General features: G+C 46.9%; 17 protein-coding genes and 1 pseudogene. 15 read left to right on the forward strand and 3 right to left on the reverse strand.

What is annotated here, in order from left to right; genetic code table 11:
* The first annotated feature begins 1 nt into the window (after window position 1).
* The gene (locus tag EIZ58_RS12235; protein WP_134701109.1) at window positions 2-742 is read left to right on the forward strand and encodes a YdcF family protein; all 741 of its coding nucleotides are present in this window, start codon (window positions 2-4) and stop codon (window positions 740-742) included.
* Window positions 743-952: 210 nt separating this feature from the next.
* Here the strand turns inward: EIZ58_RS12235 and EIZ58_RS12240 are convergent, their stop codons facing one another.
* The gene (locus tag EIZ58_RS12240) at window positions 953-1,351 is read right to left on the reverse strand and encodes a GyrI-like domain-containing protein (protein ID WP_134701964.1); all 399 of its coding nucleotides are present in this window, start codon (window positions 1,349-1,351) and stop codon (window positions 953-955) included.
* 385 nt (window positions 1,352-1,736) lie between these two features.
* Here EIZ58_RS12240 and EIZ58_RS12245 point away from each other — a divergent pair, with 385 nt between their 5' ends.
* The 6 genes and pseudogenes from EIZ58_RS12245 to EIZ58_RS12270 all read left to right on the forward strand — a co-directional run bounded on the left by EIZ58_RS12245 (window position 1,737) and on the right by EIZ58_RS12270 (window position 7,096).
* Entirely contained in the window at window positions 1,737-2,675 is a 939-nt protein-coding gene (locus EIZ58_RS12245) for a YndJ family protein (RefSeq protein WP_134701110.1), read from the forward strand.
* 74 nt (window positions 2,676-2,749) lie between these two features.
* Window positions 2,750-3,081: pseudogene (locus EIZ58_RS34375) on the forward strand (MBL fold metallo-hydrolase); the annotation flags it as partial.
* A gap of 380 nt (window positions 3,082-3,461) precedes the next feature.
* Window positions 3,462-4,502: a Bug family tripartite tricarboxylate transporter substrate binding protein gene (locus EIZ58_RS12255; RefSeq protein ID WP_134701111.1), complete on the forward strand. Its 1,041-nt coding sequence runs from the start codon at window positions 3,462-3,464 to the stop codon at window positions 4,500-4,502.
* A gap of 80 nt (window positions 4,503-4,582) precedes the next feature.
* Window positions 4,583-5,002: a tripartite tricarboxylate transporter TctB family protein gene (locus EIZ58_RS12260; protein ID WP_134701112.1), complete on the forward strand. Its 420-nt coding sequence runs from the start codon at window positions 4,583-4,585 to the stop codon at window positions 5,000-5,002.
* Between the two features lie 25 nt (window positions 5,003-5,027).
* Entirely contained in the window at window positions 5,028-6,548 is a 1,521-nt protein-coding gene (locus tag EIZ58_RS12265; protein ID WP_205672176.1) for a tripartite tricarboxylate transporter permease, read from the forward strand.
* 29 nt (window positions 6,549-6,577) lie between these two features.
* On the forward strand, window positions 6,578-7,096 hold the full coding sequence (locus EIZ58_RS12270) for a gamma carbonic anhydrase family protein (protein WP_134701113.1): 519 nt from the start codon (window positions 6,578-6,580) through the stop codon (window positions 7,094-7,096).
* Between the two features lie 49 nt (window positions 7,097-7,145).
* Here EIZ58_RS12270 and EIZ58_RS12275 read toward each other — a convergent pair whose 3' ends face one another.
* The gene (locus tag EIZ58_RS12275) at window positions 7,146-7,832 is read right to left on the reverse strand and encodes a response regulator (protein WP_134701114.1); all 687 of its coding nucleotides are present in this window, start codon (window positions 7,830-7,832) and stop codon (window positions 7,146-7,148) included.
* A 12-nt stretch (window positions 7,833-7,844) separates the two neighbouring features.
* Complete coding sequence (dcuS, locus tag EIZ58_RS12280; protein ID WP_167577652.1) at window positions 7,845-9,443, reverse strand: DcuS/MalK family sensor histidine kinase; 1,599 nt, start codon at window positions 9,441-9,443, stop codon at window positions 7,845-7,847.
* A gap of 163 nt (window positions 9,444-9,606) precedes the next feature.
* On the opposite strand from dcuS, the gene EIZ58_RS12285 reads away from it, so the two are divergent.
* The 8 genes from EIZ58_RS12285 (at window position 9,607) to EIZ58_RS12320 (ending at window position 19,016) form a co-directional block, all read left to right on the forward strand.
* The gene (locus EIZ58_RS12285; RefSeq protein WP_134701116.1) at window positions 9,607-10,794 is read left to right on the forward strand and encodes a CaiB/BaiF CoA transferase family protein; all 1,188 of its coding nucleotides are present in this window, start codon (window positions 9,607-9,609) and stop codon (window positions 10,792-10,794) included.
* Window positions 10,795-10,809: 15 nt separating this feature from the next.
* Window positions 10,810-11,994, forward strand: a complete 1,185-nt coding sequence (locus EIZ58_RS12290; protein ID WP_134701117.1) for a CaiB/BaiF CoA transferase family protein — start codon at window positions 10,810-10,812, stop codon at window positions 11,992-11,994.
* A gap of 20 nt (window positions 11,995-12,014) precedes the next feature.
* Window positions 12,015-12,821 carry an enoyl-CoA hydratase gene (locus EIZ58_RS12295; protein WP_205672178.1) on the forward strand — a complete coding sequence of 269 codons (807 nt, stop codon included), beginning with the start codon at window positions 12,015-12,017 and terminating at the stop codon, window positions 12,819-12,821.
* A gap of 34 nt (window positions 12,822-12,855) precedes the next feature.
* Window positions 12,856-13,875 (forward strand): 4-hydroxythreonine-4-phosphate dehydrogenase PdxA, encoded by a 1,020-nt coding sequence (locus tag EIZ58_RS12300; protein WP_134701118.1) that lies wholly within the window; start codon window positions 12,856-12,858, stop codon window positions 13,873-13,875.
* A gap of 132 nt (window positions 13,876-14,007) precedes the next feature.
* On the forward strand, window positions 14,008-15,270 hold the full coding sequence (locus EIZ58_RS12305) for a nickel pincer cofactor-dependent isomerase, group 22 (protein WP_134701119.1): 1,263 nt from the start codon (window positions 14,008-14,010) through the stop codon (window positions 15,268-15,270).
* Between the two features lie 32 nt (window positions 15,271-15,302).
* Window positions 15,303-16,718: an aldehyde dehydrogenase family protein gene (locus EIZ58_RS12310; protein ID WP_134701120.1), complete on the forward strand. Its 1,416-nt coding sequence runs from the start codon at window positions 15,303-15,305 to the stop codon at window positions 16,716-16,718.
* A gap of 17 nt (window positions 16,719-16,735) precedes the next feature.
* Window positions 16,736-17,938, forward strand: coding sequence for a hydroxyacid-oxoacid transhydrogenase (locus EIZ58_RS12315; RefSeq protein ID WP_134701121.1), 1,203 nt, complete (start codon window positions 16,736-16,738; stop codon window positions 17,936-17,938).
* A 94-nt stretch (window positions 17,939-18,032) separates the two neighbouring features.
* A complete protein-coding gene (locus EIZ58_RS12320; RefSeq protein ID WP_134701122.1) occupies window positions 18,033-19,016 on the forward strand; it encodes a 2-hydroxyacid dehydrogenase in 984 nt (327 codons plus the stop codon).
* Window positions 19,017-19,031: the final 15 nt, after the last annotated feature.

Genomic DNA, 19,031 nt, shown 5'->3' on the forward strand with positions numbered 1-19,031 from the left:
CATGTTATATATCATTAAATTTCTCTATAGCTTTGTGCTGCCTCCCGGTCTATTTATTCTAGCGTTTGCTCTATTAAGCATTAGGTTATATCGACGCGATAAGCATTCTGCTTATTACCTGCTCGCTTTTACCGTCCTCTTTTATCTATTCTCTACTCCTTTTCTAGGTGGAATGTTAGTTGCTTCTCTAGAAAATAGGTATCATCCGCCAGGGCAACCAAGTGGGGATGTTATTGTTATGCTGGGCGGGGGAGCGACAGCGGATACTCCAGATGTGGATGGAAAAGGACAGCTTTCGGGTCATGCAGCCAATCGATTCCTTACTACAGTCCGTCTGCATTTTCAAACGGGATTGCCTATTATCCTATCAGGAGGGATTGTTCACAGCGATTCGGGAAGCGAGGCCGAAATAGCAAAAAGAAAGCTAATCACCCTGGGTGTGGATAAAGAGAAAATATGGGTTGAGGGTGCAAGTCGAAACACGGAGGAAAATGCTGTTTACGTCAAGAGACTTTTAACCCAGCATGGATTTAAGAAACCTATTTTGGTTACCTCTGCGTTTCATATGGAGCGCTCCGTTCGAAACTTCGCGAAGCAGGGGATTGATGTGGTTCCGTACCCGACGGATTACCTGCAGAATCAAGATAGACATCTTCATTTAAATCTGTTTGCACCTACAGGTGGGGGATATTCATATTTAGCTTTAAAAGAATATCTTGGTATATTAGCTCTATTATTTTAGTTGTTTAACGCAAAAGCCAGCCGCAGACAAATTGTCATCCTACTAATAACAGTGTTTGTCGATCCGCATGAGCCAATGGGTGCGTAATCCTTACGGCAGGACGATCGAAGTTCCACTTCGTGATAAAATTCTATTACTAAAGAGGAGCAGTGATTGCTCACTGCTCCTCGCAAAGGCTTTTACTATCATGTAAACAGTTGGTTTATCCCCCTATTTTATGGCTATGTATACCTCGATTTTTCCGTTAGGATAATATTTTTCAAAATCAAAGGTGTAGGCTCTCTCAAGTGTACCGGTTTCTTCCTGTCGCCAGATTTCTTTCCACGTATTAATCATTCCTTGTTGTTCTGTTGAGGCTACATGAAAAATTTCGTATCTACTGTTCTTCGGTATTTCAAGGTAAGGTTCTCTATCGTTGTCCTCCAACGCGATGCTTAACGTATAATCACCCTTATAGTTACTCTCGTATTCATGATATAAACCATAGGCAATGCAACCTTGATTGGCCAAACGACCAGAAGCTTCCTTCCACAATCCTGCAATTTTTTCCATCAAGCGATCATCCTCAAAATTATTCGTCCGAATGCTGTTAATAATGCTCAATTTCATCATGTGATCATCCTCTCAAAAACCCTTTATTTATGAAATCATGTTTAAATAGACGTAGAGCGAAGTGTAAAGCTTACAATCACGAATCGCATGTATTTTGCGGAAATCAGATTCGTTATTTATACAAAATATGATCCGAAAAATCTATTCTTGGTAAATAACGGATTCTATGTCCGAGAATACCAACACGGAAGGCTTTTTCAAAGAAATAAGGTATTCTATGTCCGCCGACTTTCTCCCGTCCAACGCCCCACTCTGGAGAAGATTCAAAGTGTTTTATATGGGGTGGCTCTGCATGATAAGCAGGTAAGGTGTTGGCAGATTAAACGCGTCTAATGCTAAAATAGGAAAAAATGGACTCGTTACCAACGAAAGGAACCTTTCTATGAAGTACCCTTCTTTGCCTGTGATCATCGGTGGAATCATCACCATCGCTGCGTTTACCATGGATTACTTTCAATTTGAGTTAATTGAGCAGTTTTTAGTGTTTTCGTTTTGGGTGATGGTGCCGCTTGTTCTTTCCTTAATCGATGACAAGAATCAAACAAAGGCTCAAAAACAGATCTATTTTTGGTTGATCCGCTTGTACTTTCCGGCTGCCTTTTTAGCTTTTGCTTCGATGATGGCCAGTAAGACTTGGCAAGTGGAACATGTGATAATTCCAGGTGCCTTGTCTATTGGGTGGCTGGTCTTTACCCTTTTATTTGCAATTTATGGGCTGCTGATCCTTCGAGAAAAAGGTTTTTCTTTTATTGAAGAGGTTGCGATTGCCGCTGGACTGATCTATTTCTTTTTTGGTGGCATCTGGTATAGTCTCTATCAATTTGAAGTGCACCTCTTTCATTTAGCTCCCAAGATGAGTGCCTTAAGTGCGGTTCACTTCCATTACTCCTCTGCGATGGTTCCGATTTTTATTGGGATGCTGGGGCGGGTAATGGAGAAAAAGAAATGGTATCAATGGCTCGTGGGTATTGATATCGTAGGGCCGATCCTGATTGCCTTTGGCATCCTGTTTTCCAAGACGATTGAGGTCATTGGCGTCACGATTTTTGCCATCAACATTACCATTTACAGTACCTATGTGTTTATGAAGGTAAGAAAAAACTTGAATCAAAGAAAGGCTCGAATCTTTTTAACGCTCTCTTCCTTGGCGGTTTATGCCATTATGCTAATCGGGTTGGGGTATGGGTTCAACAAAAAGGTTGGCTTAATCCCGATCTCAATTTCAGATATGGTACTTGTGTATGGATCCTTGCATGCGGTAGGCTTTGTTCTCTGCGGCTTACTTGGCTGGTTGGCCGTGAAGCCGAGAGCGAAAGCGTAAAACGAATTTTACATTTCTCTCTAATGTCTTCATTCCATGCTGATTTCCACAACGGTAACCCAATTCACAATCTTGAATCCACCTATTCATTTTTAAACACAGTTGAGCCCGTATCGGTTGATCGTACAGTTTCGGCTGGTGAGCATCTGACTTGATGTGGTGGAATTGAAGTGAAGTGATCCATACTCCCGGACATATCTCATTGTACTTACCATCCAGTAAAACATTAATTGCTGGAGATGATGTTGTACTGGAACAAGGGAAGCTAGATATTGCAAATCCACAATACACATTGGATATAAAAGAAGCTGTGCGATCCGTTAGGAGGTTGATTGATCTAGATATTGAGCAATTGATTTGCTTCCATGGTGGGATATTGCAAGGAGGCTCAATGCCATTTTGGTGAAGCCAGTCTTTTTATTGGCATATATGGAAATTCCATCTGCAAATTTACATTGGGATGCAACCCTATAACATGATTATAGGGTTGCATTTTTTATTGTTTAGGTGTAACCGAATTCTTATGGTTCGCAACCCCGGGCCAAACCCGCTAATTCTAGGATTCCTGAGCTAGTGATTATATACGTTATCAGCACAAGCAAGTAATATTAGCATTTTTATAGGACTTTGTTCCCGTATTCATAGATTCCTATCTTTCCTAAATGACTTATCAAAAGTTACATAAATGCATCTTAATTCCATAAAAGATCAAATTTTAAGAATTGTTGTATACTTAATTTAAGAAAACGCTTACCAAAGCATTCAATCAAAATAGGGGGTTTTGCTGTGAAAAAAATTCATGGAGTTCTATTATCAGCTGTATTTGCGGTTTCAATGATTTCTGGTTGTTCATCAAGCACCAATACAGCCCAGCAAGGTTCGGCTAGCAGCAGCACCAAGACGGAAACCAAAGAATCCGCAACCGGTTTTGTTCCGCAACGGGATTTTGAATTTGTAGTTCCTTACAGTGCCGGTGGAGGAAGCGATACGAATGCCCGCGTTCTTGCGCAAGTCATTTCAGAAAACAAATTCACCGACAAGCAGATTAATGTGGTAAACAAGCCGGGCGGATCGGGAGCGGTAGGAAACGCTTATACCTTTGGCAAGAAAGGGGACCCTCATACCATACAAACTTGGGTTTCGGGTCAAGCAGCATCTGCCGTAGTGAATAAGAATGATGTGACGTTGGAAAATTTAACTCCTATTGCCACCATGGCGATCGATTCGTTCTTGGTTTCGGTGAATGCAGACAGCAAATACAAGACGCTGGAAGAACTTATCCAAGCCTCGAAAGAGAACCCGGATCAAATTGCCGTAGGGGGTTCAGGTGTTGGAAACGAGGATCATCTTCTCTTCTACTTAATCAACCAGCATACCGGGGCGAAATTAAAATATGTTACTTTCAATAGCGGCGGTGAGACGACTTCCGCTTTGCTCGGGGGACATATCGACGTGGTGCTGTCGAACCCGAATGAAATCGACTCTCAAATCGAAGCAGGAAAAATTAGGGCTCTTGCCACTTCATCGGCGGAACGCTTGCCAGGTGCTTTTGCAGACCTGCCTACAGTCAAAGAACTAGGCTATCCGGATGTCGTTCTCGAAATGTACCGAGGCATTGTCGGTCCTCCGGATATGCCGGCGGAAGCGGTGAAATACTGGTCAGATGTTTTCAAGAAGGTAAGCGAATCCAAGGAATGGCAGGAAAATTACATCGAGAAGTACAGCTTGCAGCCAACCTATAAAGATTCGGAAGAAAGCAAGGCGTATTTTACAGAAAATCTAAATAAATATATTGAGGTTCATAAAGCATTAGGGACCATCAAGTAGTAGCTTGGCTCTTCTAGGACGAGCCCTTGCACGAGGGCTCGTTTATCCTATCTCTACCATTCTTGCAAAGGAGGAATGCCATGATGACCAAAATCACTCCCCTTATCATGATATTGGTTGGTGGGTACGCAGTTTATAAGGGCTCGTTTGAGTATGGGCTTTGGGTGAACAAGGGGCCAGGAGGAGGCTTTTTGCCAGCTGTTATGGGTGTGCTGCTCATCCTTGCTTCTTTAATTTTGTTAATGAAAAAGGAAGCAAAGGTTGCCTATCAGCGGAAGAACTTTGCTCCCGTCTTTGCGGTGTTCATTGTTCTGCTTTTCATCAAGTATCTCGGCATGATGATCGCCTGCGGCCTGTTCATCGTTGCCTGGCTGAAATACCTTGAGCAATATAGCCTCGGACGAGCTTCAGCCATTGGAATAGGAACAACCGTAGCCATTTATCTCGTATTTAAAGTTTGGCTGAATGTGCCGCTTCCAACTGGCGTGTTAGGTACTTAATGATTACGGAAGGGGATGAAAAGGTTTGGAGACTTTCGGATTGCTGATGAGCGGCTTCGGCACCGCTCTATCACTGGATAACCTGTTTGCCGCCTTAATTGGAGCCCTGCTGGGGATTGTTGTCGGTGCCCTTCCTGGCCTTGGTTCAGTAACAGGAGTAGCGCTGCTGCTGCCGTTGACTTTCAAGATGGATCCCATAACTGGGATTATCATGCTAGCGGCCCTTTACTACGGGTGCATGTATGGCGGGTCATTCAGCGCGATTCTATTAAATATCCCAGGAGACTCGCCTGCTGTGATGACGGCCATCGATGGAAATGCCCTGACAAAAAAAGGCAAAGCGGGCAAAGCGCTATATGCATCAAACCTTTCTTCCTTTATCGGAGGAACCATAGGAATCATTTCCCTTACCTTTATTGGGCCCTGGCTTGCCAATATCGGATTGGCCTTTGGGCCTGCGGAAATTTTTGCGATCATCCTTCTTGCGCTGTGTTCGATCGGGTGGCTGCTGGGCGATAGCCCGACCAAAGGAATTGTTACCACTTTTCTTGGCGTACTGTTGGCCACTGTGGGGGTCGATGCCGCCATGGGTCAAACGCGCTTTACCTTTGGCTCTATTAATCTCCTCAGCGGAATCTCTTTTATTCCCTTAGTCATTGGGATGTTCGGCTTTGCTCAAGTGATGGAAATGATGACGCAAAGACTGGATGTCAAGGAGCTAAAGACGAAGTTATCCATCAAGGAGAGCCTTCTAGATAAAAGGGAAATGAAGGGGATCGTGGGCCCTTCCGTTCGATCAGGCCTGCTAGGGAACTTTTTAGGAATCTTGCCTGGAGCCGGAGCCACCACGGGAGCATTCTTATGCTATGTTTTGGAAAAGCGAGTGGGGAAAGATCGGGCCGCGATGGGAAAAGGCTCCTTGTCGGGTGTAGCTGCTGCAGAATCCGGCAATAATGCGGCGGCCGTAGGCTCCTTTGGCCCATTGCTCGCCCTTGGAATTCCGGGTTCCGGAACATCGGCGATTTTATTAGGCGGTTTGATCATGTGGGGACTAAAGCCAGGTCCATTGCTCTTTACGGAAAGTCCAGATTTTGTCTGGGGCTTGATATCCTCCATGTATGTAGGGAACGTCATCAGTTTATTGGCCTCCTTATTGATCATTCCCCTTCTCGTAAAAATGCTTAAAATCCCTTCGGCGGTAATGATTCCGGTTGTGGCGGTTCTCTGCATCATTGGTGCCTATAGCGTGAATAATAATATGTTCGATGTTTGGTTCATGCTTTTCGCAGGCTTAGTGGCCTTTTTCCTGAACATTCACCAGTATCCGGTAGCCCCATTGCTGTTGGCGTTCGTGTTGGCACCGCGGTTAGAGATGTCTGTCCGTCAGTCGCTGGACTTATCCAATGGGGATCCATCGATCTTTTTCAAGAGCCCGATATCCGCGACGATTCTGTCCATCGTTGTGCTCATCTGCCTGTCCCCGCTCATCGGCCGATTGTTCAGAAAGAAAAAAGCAGTGGAAAAGGAAAGCGAAGTCGCTAGCTAGTCATTAGAAATGAGGAGGAATCTTGCGTTATGATGTATTCATATGAGGATAAAAAACCGATGCTAGACCCCAGCGTTTATGTAGCACCAGGGTCCAAACTGATTGGGGATGTCTCGATCGGGAAGGATTCATCCATTTGGTTTAATAGTGTCCTGCGGGCAGACAATGATACCATGAGAATAGGAGAGAGAGTCAATATTCAAGATTTCACGATGTGTCATGTGGACACAGGGTATCCGATGGTGATCGAAGATGAGGTTTCGGTGGGCCATCATGTCATCCTTCATGGGTGTACGATTCGAAAAGGGGCATTGATCGGGATGGGAGCGGTCATCCTGAATGGAGCGGAAATCGGGGAATATGCTCTCGTAGCGGCAGGATCCCTCGTTCCTGAGGGAAAAAAGATTCCACCGCGCACCCTAGTAATGGGTTCCCCAGCCAAAGTGGTCAGGGAACTGACGGAGAAGGATATGCAAATGCTTATGGGAACCACTAGACATTATGCTGAGAAAGGAAGCAAATACAGGGAAGAGAGAATTATAGAATAGAGAGGAAAACGAGACTGCTGCGCACACGGTCTCGTTTTCCTTTTGGAATTTATCCCGCATAAATGTAGAGCTTCGTCGGTCTTCCTTGATTGGAGTACTTTAGATCAAGGATGATTTCATTCAACTCGGCTAAATACTCCAAATATTTCCGTGTCGTAATTCGGGATAAGTCGGTACGATCCGAGATGTCTTGTGCAGATAGAGGCTGAGCTGATTGCTGCAGCGTTTCACGAACCAAATTCAAGGTAATGGGGTCGATGCCTTTAGGGGTAAGCTCGTCTTCCCTAGTCGGTTTCGCCACGGGCTGCCTTTGCAGGGAATCAATGACCTCCTGATTGAAGGCAAAGGAGTGAGCCCTAAACATTTCATATCTTCTTTTATAAGCCATTAAGGCATCTTGAAAGCGCTTGTAGTCATAGGGTTTAAGAATAAAATCGACAACCCCTAGCCTCAAGGCTTCCTCCACCACTTCAGGAGCATCTGCGGCGGTAATCATGATGACATCGCATTGATATCCAGAATGGCGGATTTCCTTGAGTAATTCCAGTCCGTTCAAAACAGGCATATACATGTCCAGAAGCAATAAATCGATGGGTGTATCTTTTATTTTAGCCAAGGCTTCTTTTCCGTTTTTTGCCGTTCCAATCAACGAGAACTCAAGGCTTTTTCCCAAAAACCTTTTGTTAATGCTAGAAACCATAGGGTCATCTTCCACTATCAGCACGTTAATCCTCATGGATCATTCCTCCTAACCGGTTGATTTGGAATTGCAGTCTTTAGGAAGTCGAACAAAAAAGCTTGTCCCTTCACCAACATCCGTGGAAACATGAATCTCACCCTTCGCAACCTGCTCTACCTGATTTTTAACTAAGTAGAGTCCGTAACCCCGGTTGCTCCCTTTTGAAGAATAGCCTTTTTGAAAAATGAAAGGCAGTTTTTCTTTAGGGATACCCGGACCATTATCTTCTACGACGATCAAGATGTCTTCCATGCTATCGACCAGGCTGACTATGATTTCTCCATCTTCGCCTTCCTGATTTAGAGCATCCATTGCGTTTTGCAGCAGGTTGCCCAGGATGAGGACGAGAGTATCGCTGGAAATGGAAGGAGGCAATTCTCCCATATAGCTCCCCGGATCCATCGCTATTCTTATTTTCTGTTCTTCGGCTTGCTGTATCTTGCCTAGCAGCAGACCAGCGGTTTTGGCATCGCGAATCTTCCGATTTAGAAACTGAAGCATTTTCTGCTGCTTGGATGTGGTTTGGTAAATGTATCGCTTGGCTTCATCATACTCTTCGAGCTCAATCAGGCCAGAGAGCGTTTGCAGCTTGTTCATGAACTCGTGCGTTTTGGCCCGCAATCCATCGGCATAGCTCTTGACTCCCGTCAGCTCTTCCGCCAATTTCCGAATTTCTGTCAGGTCCCGAAAGACGGCTATGGCTCCGACAGTTTTGCCATTCACCCTAATGGGCGAACGATTGGAAAGGATCGCGACTTGATTTAAGTGAATTTCCAAATCACTCTCAGGTTCATTGCTATCGATTACCCGGGTTAAGGTGGAGCCTTCCAGCACCTCATCGATTTTCTTCCCTACCGGGTTTTTGTCGATGGATAGCATGTTCCTCGCGGATTCGTTTACCAGCGTAATGCGAGAATGGCGATCAATGGCAATGACCCCTTCGCCTAAGCATTCGAGCATGGCCTCCCTTTCTACGAATAAGCGGGCAATTTGATCGGGCTCGAGTCCATGTAGGATTTTCTTGATGCTTCTGGCCAGGAGGGCCGATGCCATAATGCCGACCGCAAAAGCAACCACGAGCCATAGAATAATCGAGGACGTGTAGGATACAACGATTTCAAAAATATTCCGCTCGAACATTCCGACGACCATTACGCCAAGCTGCTGATTCGTTTCGGAGTCGAAGATGGGGGTGAAAGCACGGATGGAAGTACCTGACATTCCGGTTGCTTTGGAAACGTACTCATTTCCTTGCAGAGCAGGCCCTTCATCCCCGCCGGTAAACGGTTTGCCGATCTCTCCCTGGAGGTGGTGGTTATATCTGATGCCTCGATTGTTGAGGACCACGATAAATTTCGCATTGGTTTTCTGTTTGTACTGCTCCATGAGCGGGTAAAGGATTTGAGATGGATCTTCAGTTTTCAGTGCTTCCTTAACGAGTGTCATTTGGGCCAGAAAACGGGCGGTTTCCATCGCGCTATGTCCAATTTCCCTTTCAACAGCTTGCTGGATAATTTTGCTGAAAGAAAGACCAGCAATCAGCAGCGCAAGGAGAACGACCATCATGACGAGACCGGTGATTCGGAGTTGCAGAGAAGGACGGGTCAATGCCTCTAGCCTCATGGTGTATTCCTTTCTTATGGGGTTTTGTAACTTATGGATACTAAGTGTAATTATTGATGGATAGAGTCCGTACACTTTTTAAAATATAATAAAAATATACAATACTTTAACATTTTGTTCAAACATTTTGTCGATTGGGGGGGATTTCATGCTGCCGTTAGAAGGCATGAGAGTATTAGATATGACGCAGGTGATGGCAGGTCCATACTGCACGATGGTGCTTGGGGACTTAGGAGCGGAAGTCATCAAAATCGAGAGAATTCCTGGAGGGGATGACACGCGGAGAATGGGTCCTTTCGTAAACGGCGAGAGCGCCTGCTTCATGATGATTAATCGAAACAAGAAAAGTGTGACCCTAAACCTGAAAGAGGAAGCAGGGAAGCGAATTTTCATGGACCTTGCCCAAAAGGCCGATGTCATTATAGAAAACTACCGCCCGGGTGTCGTGAAGTCACTGGGCATTGATTACGAAGTGATATCTGCTTCTAATCCCGGTATCATCTACTGTTCGATCTCGGGGTATGGGCAAACCGGTCCATACAGTCATAAAGGCGGCTTCGATATTATGGCCCAGGGGATGAGCGGGCTGATGAGCATGACCGGGGAGCCGGGTGGGCGCCCGGTAAAGGCAGGGATTGCCATGAACGACATTTCTGCTGGGGTGACCGCGCTCTATTCGATCTTAGCTGCTTATATTCACAAGCAAAGAACAGGTGAAGGGCAATTCATCGACGTCTCCTTGGTGGAGTCCGGATTGGCCTGGAGCGTTTGGGAATCGGCCGCTTATTTCGCAGAGGGCACCGTTCCGCAGAAAACAGGTTCAAGGCATCGGGTTTCTGCTCCTTATCAAGCTTACCGGACCCAAGATGGGTATGTACTCGTAGGCGGGGCCAATCAGAGAAACTGGGAGAAATTTTGTACGAATGTCGTCGAGAAGCCGGAGTGGATAGAGGATCCGCGCTTTCGTGAGCCCAAAGACAGGATTCGACATGTAGACGAGCTGGAAGTTTGCATTGAAGAGGTGCTGGAGAAGGAAACAACCCAGCATTGGGTGGAGCTCCTGGAGAAGGCGGGAGTTGCGGGCGGACCTATTAATACGTATGACCAAGCCTTGGCCGATCCTCATATCGCAGCCCGCGGCATGGTTCAGGAATTTGAGCATCCCGTGGCAGGCAGGATGAAGACGCTGGGCATCCCGGCGAAGATGTCTAAGACACCAGGGCAAATCCGTAAGCCGGCTCCGTTGCTCGGACAGAATACGGACGAGATTCTTAGAATGGAGCTTGGCTTAAGCGAAGAAGAGATTCGGCAATTGCGCGAGGCAAATGTGATCTAAAAGGGGGAGTGCTGTATGGCAAAGGCATTGCAGGGAGTTCGTGTACTTGATCTGACAAGGGTGCTGGCCGGTCCTTATGCATCCATGCTGCTAGCTGACTTAGGTGCGGAGGTCATCAAAATCGAGACTCCATTCGGAGGAGATGACGCAAGAGGGTATGGTCCTTTCGTTAATGGTGAGAGCGCTTACTTCATGAGCATCAACCGTAATAAGCAAAGCGTCACGCTAAACCTGAAAACGGAAGAAGGAAAAGAGATTTTTCTTAAGATGGTCAAGGATGCGGATGTCGTAATTGAAAACTATCGTCCCGGGACGATGGAGAAGCTTGGCCTAGGCTATGAAGAGCTAGAGCAGGTCAATCCGAGGATCATTTACGCCGCCAGTTCTGGCTTCGGACATACGGGGCCTTACAGCCAAAAGGCTGCTTATGACCTGATTGTGCAAGGGATGGGCGGTATCATGAGCTTAACAGGAGAACCGGGAGGCGCCCCGACCAGAGTAGGGGCATCAGTAGGCGATATTACAGCGGGCATGTTTACGGCCATCGGCATTTTATCGGCTCTTCATCACCGCACCCAAACCGGCATGGGGCAAAAGGTGGATGTGGCGATGCTGGACTGTCAAGTGGCGTTCTTAGAAAATGCGATTGCTCGCTATGCCGTTTCCGGGAAGTCCCCTCAAGCTACGGGCAACCGCCACCCCTCCATTTCGCCATTTGCCGCCTTTCAGGCCGAGGATGGTTATATTGTGGTGGCGGCAGGCAATGATTCGTTATGGAAAAAATGGTGCCTTTCCGTGAACCGAGAGGACTTAATTTCGGATGAGCGATACGCCACGAATGAAGCGAGGACGAGCAATTGGGCCATGCTGGAGCCCTTGATGAGCGACATCCTGAAAACCAAGAAGGTCGAGGAATGGCTCTTTATTTTTGAAGAAGCGGGCATTCCTTCCGGTCCGATCCATGATGTAGAGCAGGTTGTCAACCACCCTCAGGTCATCGCCAGAGAAATGATTGTAAAGCAAGAGCATCCGGTTGCAGGCAGCATCATGATGCCGGGAATACCAGTGAAGCTTTCCAGGACTCCTGGCTCGGTGGAATTGCCAGCCCCTTTGCTCGGTGAACATACCGACATGCTGCTTCAGCGTTTAGGCTATTCAGAAGAAGAAATTCAGAGCCTAAGAGACAAGCAAGCCATCTAATAGAAGGAGGAAAAAAAGAAATGTCAGAGATGAAACCGCGTGACCCTGGCTGCGTAAAGCTGGAAAGAGTAGGTGGCGTTGCCCTGCTGACACTCTCCCGACCCAGTGCGCTTAACGCCATTACCTGGGAGATGTATGAAGAGTTCGAGAACCACTTAGTGCAATTGGCTGCTGATTCGCAAACGCGGGTACTGGTCATTCGCGGGGACGGGGATAAAGCGCTTGCTGCGGGTACCGATATCAGCCAATTCCTCGGCTTTACCGGACGTGACGGGATCGAGTATGAGCATCGGATTGACCGCATTACCCAACAGCTGATTGATTTCCCCAAGCCAACGATCGCTGCCGTCCACGGCTATGCGGTAGGTGGGGGGATGATGATGACCACGAATTGCGATTTGCGCTACGCGACGCCGAAGGCGAAGTTCGGGGCACCCATGGCCAGGACGCTCGGAAACTGCTTGAGCTTGAACAATTATAACCGGCTTGTGCAGGAATTAGGGGCGATGCGGACCAAGGAATTGCTCTTCACCTCTCGATTGATTTCAGCTGAGGAAGCCATGAACCTAGGGTTTTTGACGGGGATATTTGAGGAAGATGAATTTTTCCCTAAGGTCATGGAGATTGCGGAACAGATCAGCAAAAATGCGCCCCTCACGATTCAGGCTACGAAAGAAGCGTTGAGACGCCTTCAATTGCCAAGCCAAATGGCCATCAGGGAGCAAGACTTTGACGAGGTCGTGGCCAGGGTGTACGGGAGCAAGGATTTTGCTGAGGGCGTCCAAGCCCATCTCGAGAAGCGTCCAGCGATATGGCGGGGGGAGTAGCGTTATAGAGAATATAAAAAAAGGAGGAGAATACATGAGTAATAAACCGGTAATGGCGCTGTTGTTTGGGGAAGCGACAGGGATTGGCTCTGAACTGGTAGTCAAGGCCTTGCAAGAGAAAGAAGTTCGGGAGCTTGCAACGTGGGTGCTTATTGGAGATGAAAGAGTGTGCAGGCAAGGAGAGGATATCACGGGCCTGAAGCTTTCCTATCAGAAGGTGGAGTCGATCGAGGAAGTGGAGCGTAACCAGGATACGATCTGGATGATCGATTTGAAAAATTTAGATCCTAGCCAAATTCAACTGGGCAGCCTTTCGCTGGAATCCGGGCGAGTGACAGGGGAAACGCTGGAATACGCTATGGGACTGGCAAAAGCGAACAAGATTGATGGGATTGTTTATGCTCCATTAAACAAAGAAGCCTTACATCGCGGAGGCTACCACTTCCAAGATGAGATTCACTTTTTCGCCGATCTATTGGATTGCAAGGAGGGATTTGGCGAGATCAATCACATGGATAAACTTTGGGTGACTCGCGTGACCTCCCATATCCCCCTTAAGGATGTAAGCGCCTTAGTGACAAAGCAAAGAGTTGCTGCGATCATTCAATTTGCCCATGATACATTAAGCAGTGCCGGATATGAGAATCCGAAAATTGTGGTTGCAGCCCTTAATCCCCATGCCGGTGATGGCGGACTGATGGGGATGGAGGAAATTGAAGAGATCGGCCCTGCAGTGAAGGAAGCCCAGCAACAAGGCCTCCATGTCAGCGGTCCGTTCCCTGCAGACACCATTTTCCGCCGCTTAGATAAAGAAGCTTTCGATTGCCTTGTAGGGATGTACCATGACCAGGCCCAGACCGGCATGAAGCTGCTTGGCTTTACCCGCGGAGTCACCATCAGCGGAGGTCTGCCTGTCGTCCTTACGACGCCAGCCCATGGAACAGCCTTCGATATCGCCGGGCAAGACAAGGCTGATCCAGGTGCCCAAATCGCAGCCATGAAGACAGCTATCCGACTGGTGAACGGGAAGAAAAGAGTGACCGCTCATTCTTAAAGGTTCAAAAAGAAAGTGGGTTTCTTAGCCCATTTTCTTTTCTATGCAGAGCTTTACAGAAATCGAGGCTAACACCAGGAGGTGTTAGCCCTACATAATAGAAGAGTTGGGCAAAGAAAGGAGGAAAAGATCTTGAATTTCCCTCGTATGGTGAAAGTTAAACAGTATTTCCAAGGTCTCGCAGTGAAAGATATCGATGCTATGGTAGCCCAACAGCTCGCGAAAGTAGGGTTGGCTGAGAAAATCAAGCCAGGAATGAGGATTGCGATCACAGCTGGAAGCCGCGGCATTGCCAACATTGCTGTGATTATTCGTGCTACCGCAAATGAGTTGAAAAAGATGGGAGCCTCTCCGTTCATTGTTCCTACCATGGGAAGCCACGGAGGGGCAACAGCTGAAGGGCAAGTAGAAGTTCTCGAAAGTTTGGGCATTACAGAAGCCTTTTGCGGGGCGCCGATCCTCTCGTCAATGGAGGTAGTCCATATTGGTGAAACGGAAGGCGGAATGCCTGTTCATTATGACCGAAATGCTTGGGAAGCAGATGGTGTCATCCTCATGGGAAGAATTAAAGTGCATACCGATTTTAAATCCCCCATTGGGATTGAGAGCGGCTTGATGAAGATGGCGGCGATTGGCTTGGGGAAGCATAAGCAAGCTCTACTGATACACAGCTACGGAGTACATGGCATAAGAGACATCATGCCTGAGGTAGCTGAGGTGATGCTGCAAAAGGCGAACATTCTTTGTGGAATTGGAATTATTGAAAATGCTTTTGAGCAAACAGCCAAGATTGAAGCTGTTCCTACGGAGAAGATTAGGGAAAGGGAAAGAGAGCTGTTAACAGAATCCGCAGCCCTCATGCCTAAACTTCCTGTGGAAGATATCGATTTATTGATTGTAGATGAGATCGGAAAAAATTACAGTGGCACCGGCATGGATACCAATATTATCGGCAGAATCCGCATTCTCGGGATCGAAGAGCCGAAGTCGCCGCGTATTAAATATATTTTAGCAAGGGATATAAGTGAAGAATCTCATGGCAATGCCTTAGGGATTGGGTTGGCAGACCTAACTACGAAGCGATTATTTGAAAAAGTAAATTTTCATAAGATGAATGAGAATGTGGTGACAAGTACGTTTCTACAACGAGCGGCCATTCCGATTGTCCTAGATGATGATAAAGAAGCCATAACGGCGGCCTTACGGGCTAACTGGGGAGTTGCACCTGAGCAGGCAAGAATAGTTTGGATCCCCAACACCTTGCATCTAGAGCACCTGTATGTATCAGAAGCTCTTGTGCCAGAGATTCGGGAGCTTGCCGGAGTAGAAGTGGTAGGTGATCTGGAATCCTTCAATTTTGATGATCATGGATATTTATCAAGTATTGGCCATTAAACCATGGAGAAACCAAGAGAGGAGCAGGATAGATGAATTACGGTCATTATATTCATGGAGAATGGATAAAGAGTGAGGAAACTTTATCGGTTTATAACAAATATACGGGGGAAGAATTTGCGAAAGTAGGGAAGGGAACCCGTGAAGTCGTGACGGAGGCTGTAACCAATGCCTTTGAGACCTTCCATTCTATAAAGCTGACTCCGTGGCAGCGCTATGAAATTCTGATGCGCGCAGCAGAAATTTTTAAGGAACGTAAAGAAGAGCTAGCGCTGATCATCGTGCGTGAAGTGGGTAAAGTCCTGAAGGATGCGCGGGCTGAAATTGATCGGGGAATCCAAACTTTCATCGCATCGGCGGAAGAAGCGAAGCGGATATCTGGCGAAGGAATCCCGCTTAATCAAGCTGGTGTAGACAACAAAATGGCTTTCTCGATTCGCGTCCCAGTCGGGGTAATCGGAGCCATTACGCCTTTCAACTTTCCTTTTAACCTCACCGCCCATAAGCTAGGACCTGCGATCGCTGCAGGAAATTCCATTGTGTTAAAGCCGGCTGAGATGACCCCTATTATTGCCTGCAAAATGGCGGAAATTCTGACGGAAGCCGGACTTCCAGCAGGGTATTTGAATGTTGTCAATGGATTTGGGCAAGAAACAGGGCAACACCTGTTAGAGGACGAGCGAATTGCGATGTATACGTTCACGGGCAGCCCAGGAGTGGGGCGACATATTAAGAGTGTGACCGGCATACGGAAAGTCACCTTAGAGCTAGGAAATAACTCTCCGAACATTGTTCATCGAGATGCACCAGATATTGAAAAAGCTGCAGAGCTTTGTGTAACCCGAGGTTACGTTAATGCCGGTCAAGCTTGTATTTCTGTTCAGCGCGTGTATGTTCATCGAGATATTCTTGATCGTTTTATGGACAAAGCCGTTCAAGTGGCTCAATCTTTGAATGTTGGAAATCCGGAAGATCCGACAATGGATGTTGGACCGATGATTTCGGAGAAGGAAGCTAAGCGAGCAGAGCAATGGATTCAAGAAGCCGTCGAGCAAGGGGCAAAGATCATCGTGGGTGGCAAGAGAACGGGGGCTATTCTAGAGCCTACGATCTTAACCGGTGTAACACCGGAAATGAAGGTCGTTTGCCAAGAGGTTTTTGCTCCGGTGATCAGCATTATTCCTTTTGATGATATAGAGGATGCTTTCAGACAAGCGAATGATACTCGATTTGGCTTGCAGGTGGGCTTATTCACATCGGATATTACCTTAGCTATGCGCGCTGCACACAGCTTGGAGTTTGGCGGAGTGATCATCAACGATGTTTCCACATGGCGCGCAGATGTTATGCCCTACGGCGGGATTAAGGACAGTGGTATAGGTAAGGAAGGGCCACATCATGCCGTGCAAGAAATGACAGATGAAAAAATTGTGGTTATTAGCCTGTAAAAGAGGAGAGGAAAAGGATGAGAAATAGCTGGGAGTTCTACTCAACGGAAAGAATCGTTTTTGGTAATGGATCCATTAAGCAATTAGATACGATTCTCCAACGCTTGAAGGCCAAGAATGTGTTGTTAGTCACTGATCCAGGGATCAGTAAAGCGGGGATTGCCGACCGAGTCTTAACCCTACTGAGGGAATCAAACTACCATGTCGTCGTTTATGATCAAGTTGTACCGGAGCCCCCTGTCCAATCTGCTTTTGACTGTTATGAATTTGCTAAATCCCAAATGGATACAGATGCCATTATTGGACTTGGCGGCGGAAGCAGCATTGATATGGCGAAGATGGTAGCGCTTCTTGTAGCGCATGGTGGACATCCTCTAGAGTACGCTGGGGAAAACAAAGTACCGGGGCCGATTGCTCCTCTCATCGCGATTCCGACCACGGCAGGAACAGGTTCGGAGGTCACCTCTGTCGCTGTGTTGACAGATGTGGAGAACAACTTAAAGGTTGGGGTTTCGGATAATTACTTGCGACCAGCGGTGGCCCTTCTTGATCCCGAGTTAACTGTTGGTCTTCCAGCGTATGTGACAGCCTGCTCCGGAATTGATGCCCTGTCTCATGCGGTAGAAGCTTATACTGCGAAACCTTCCGCCTATATCCAAGCGGAGGGACCAATCTTGTTCCAAGGTTCCATTCCTATCAGTGACACTTTGGCCTTGCAAGCCATAGAATTGATTGCTAAAAACCTGACACTGGCTGTACAGCAAGGGACAAACCTAGAAGCTCGCTCGAATATGCTATTAGGAAGTTTATTGGCCGGGATGGCTTTTTCGAACGCAGGGACAGCTTCTGCCCATGCCTTGGCGTACCCGATTGGGGGAATCGTAAAATCTCCTCATGGTGAAGTGACCGGATTGTTGCTTCCATACGTCATGGATTATAACTTAGCCGTTGAAACGGAGAAGATGGTAAAAATCGCAGAAGCATTCGGAGTCGATGTGCGCAGCATGTCCCAAAAAGAAGCAGGCAAGGCTGCTGTAGCAGCCGTTCTTCAATTGTTAGTGGATATCGGACTGCCCACTCATTTATCTGAAATTGGAATTGAAGAAAAGGATATTGCTGAAATTGCAGAGAAAGCCTTACAAATCCATCGATTAGTAAGAAACAATCCTCGAGTTCCCACTCAAAAAGGGTACGAGGAGCTATTAAGAAAAGCTTTATAGTATCATGGAGTTAGCACCTAATAGAAAAGTCTAGTATCCAAAAGGAACAGTGCTATAGCTGTTCCCTTTCTTTTAGATAAGAGGAGGAATTAAGATGGATTTTCCAAAGGTGGTAATAACAAGAAGAATTCCAAGACAGGCCATTGAACTGCTGGAACAGCATGCAACGGTGTTCCTTTGGGACAAGGAAGAGGATGCGATCCCGCAGGAGGTTTTACTTGAAGAAGTGAAGGATGCTCATGCAATCTATACCAATGTGTCGGATCGGATCGATCGAGAAGTGATTGCATCTGCTCCCCTATTAAAAGTCATCAGTACAATGGCCGTTGGATTTGATAATATTGATATCAAGTATGCTACAGAGAGAGGAATTGCTGTTGGACATACCCCTGGGGTTTTATCCGAAACAACAGCAGACCTCACCTTTGCCCTGCTGATGGCTACGGCGCGTCGAGTCGTGGAAGGGCATGATTATGTCAAATCGGGAAAGTGGACAAGCTGGTCCCCCATGCTGATGACGGGTCAGGATATTTATGGAGCTACCATCGGGATTATCGGAATGGGGAGAATCGGGGAAGCGGTAGCCCGCAGAGCGACAGGGTTTGGGATGAACATCCTCTATTACAACCGTAACCCGCGTCCTGAGGTCGAGGAACAGCTCGGAGCGAAGTATTGCCTAATGGATGATCTCCTTCAAGAGTCTGATTATGTAGTGCTTCTAGCACCGGGGGGAATAGGAACGAACAAGCTCATGGGCGATAGGGAATTTGGCTTAATGAAGCCCCATGCGATCTTTATTAACTCCTCCAGAGGGACAAATGTGGATGAAGCCGCCCTCTATCGTGCATTATCCGAAGGGCAGATTTGGGCAGCAGGGTTGGATGTATTTGATGTAGAACCTACTCCGACGGATCATCCTCTGCTTAGCTTGCCAAATGTCACCGCACTTCCCCATATCGGAAGCGCCAGTATTGCGACCAGAACCAACATGGCTATGATTGCTGCTCAAAATATTATTGCAGGACTTTTAGGTAACGAGCTATTGCATATAGTTAATCCATCAGTATATGAAAATTAATTTTTTTGGTGTTGT

Origin of the sequence: Ammoniphilus sp. YIM 78166, from assembly GCF_004522215.1 — a bacterium.
GTDB lineage: Bacteria > Bacillota > Bacilli > Aneurinibacillales > RAOX-1 > YIM-78166.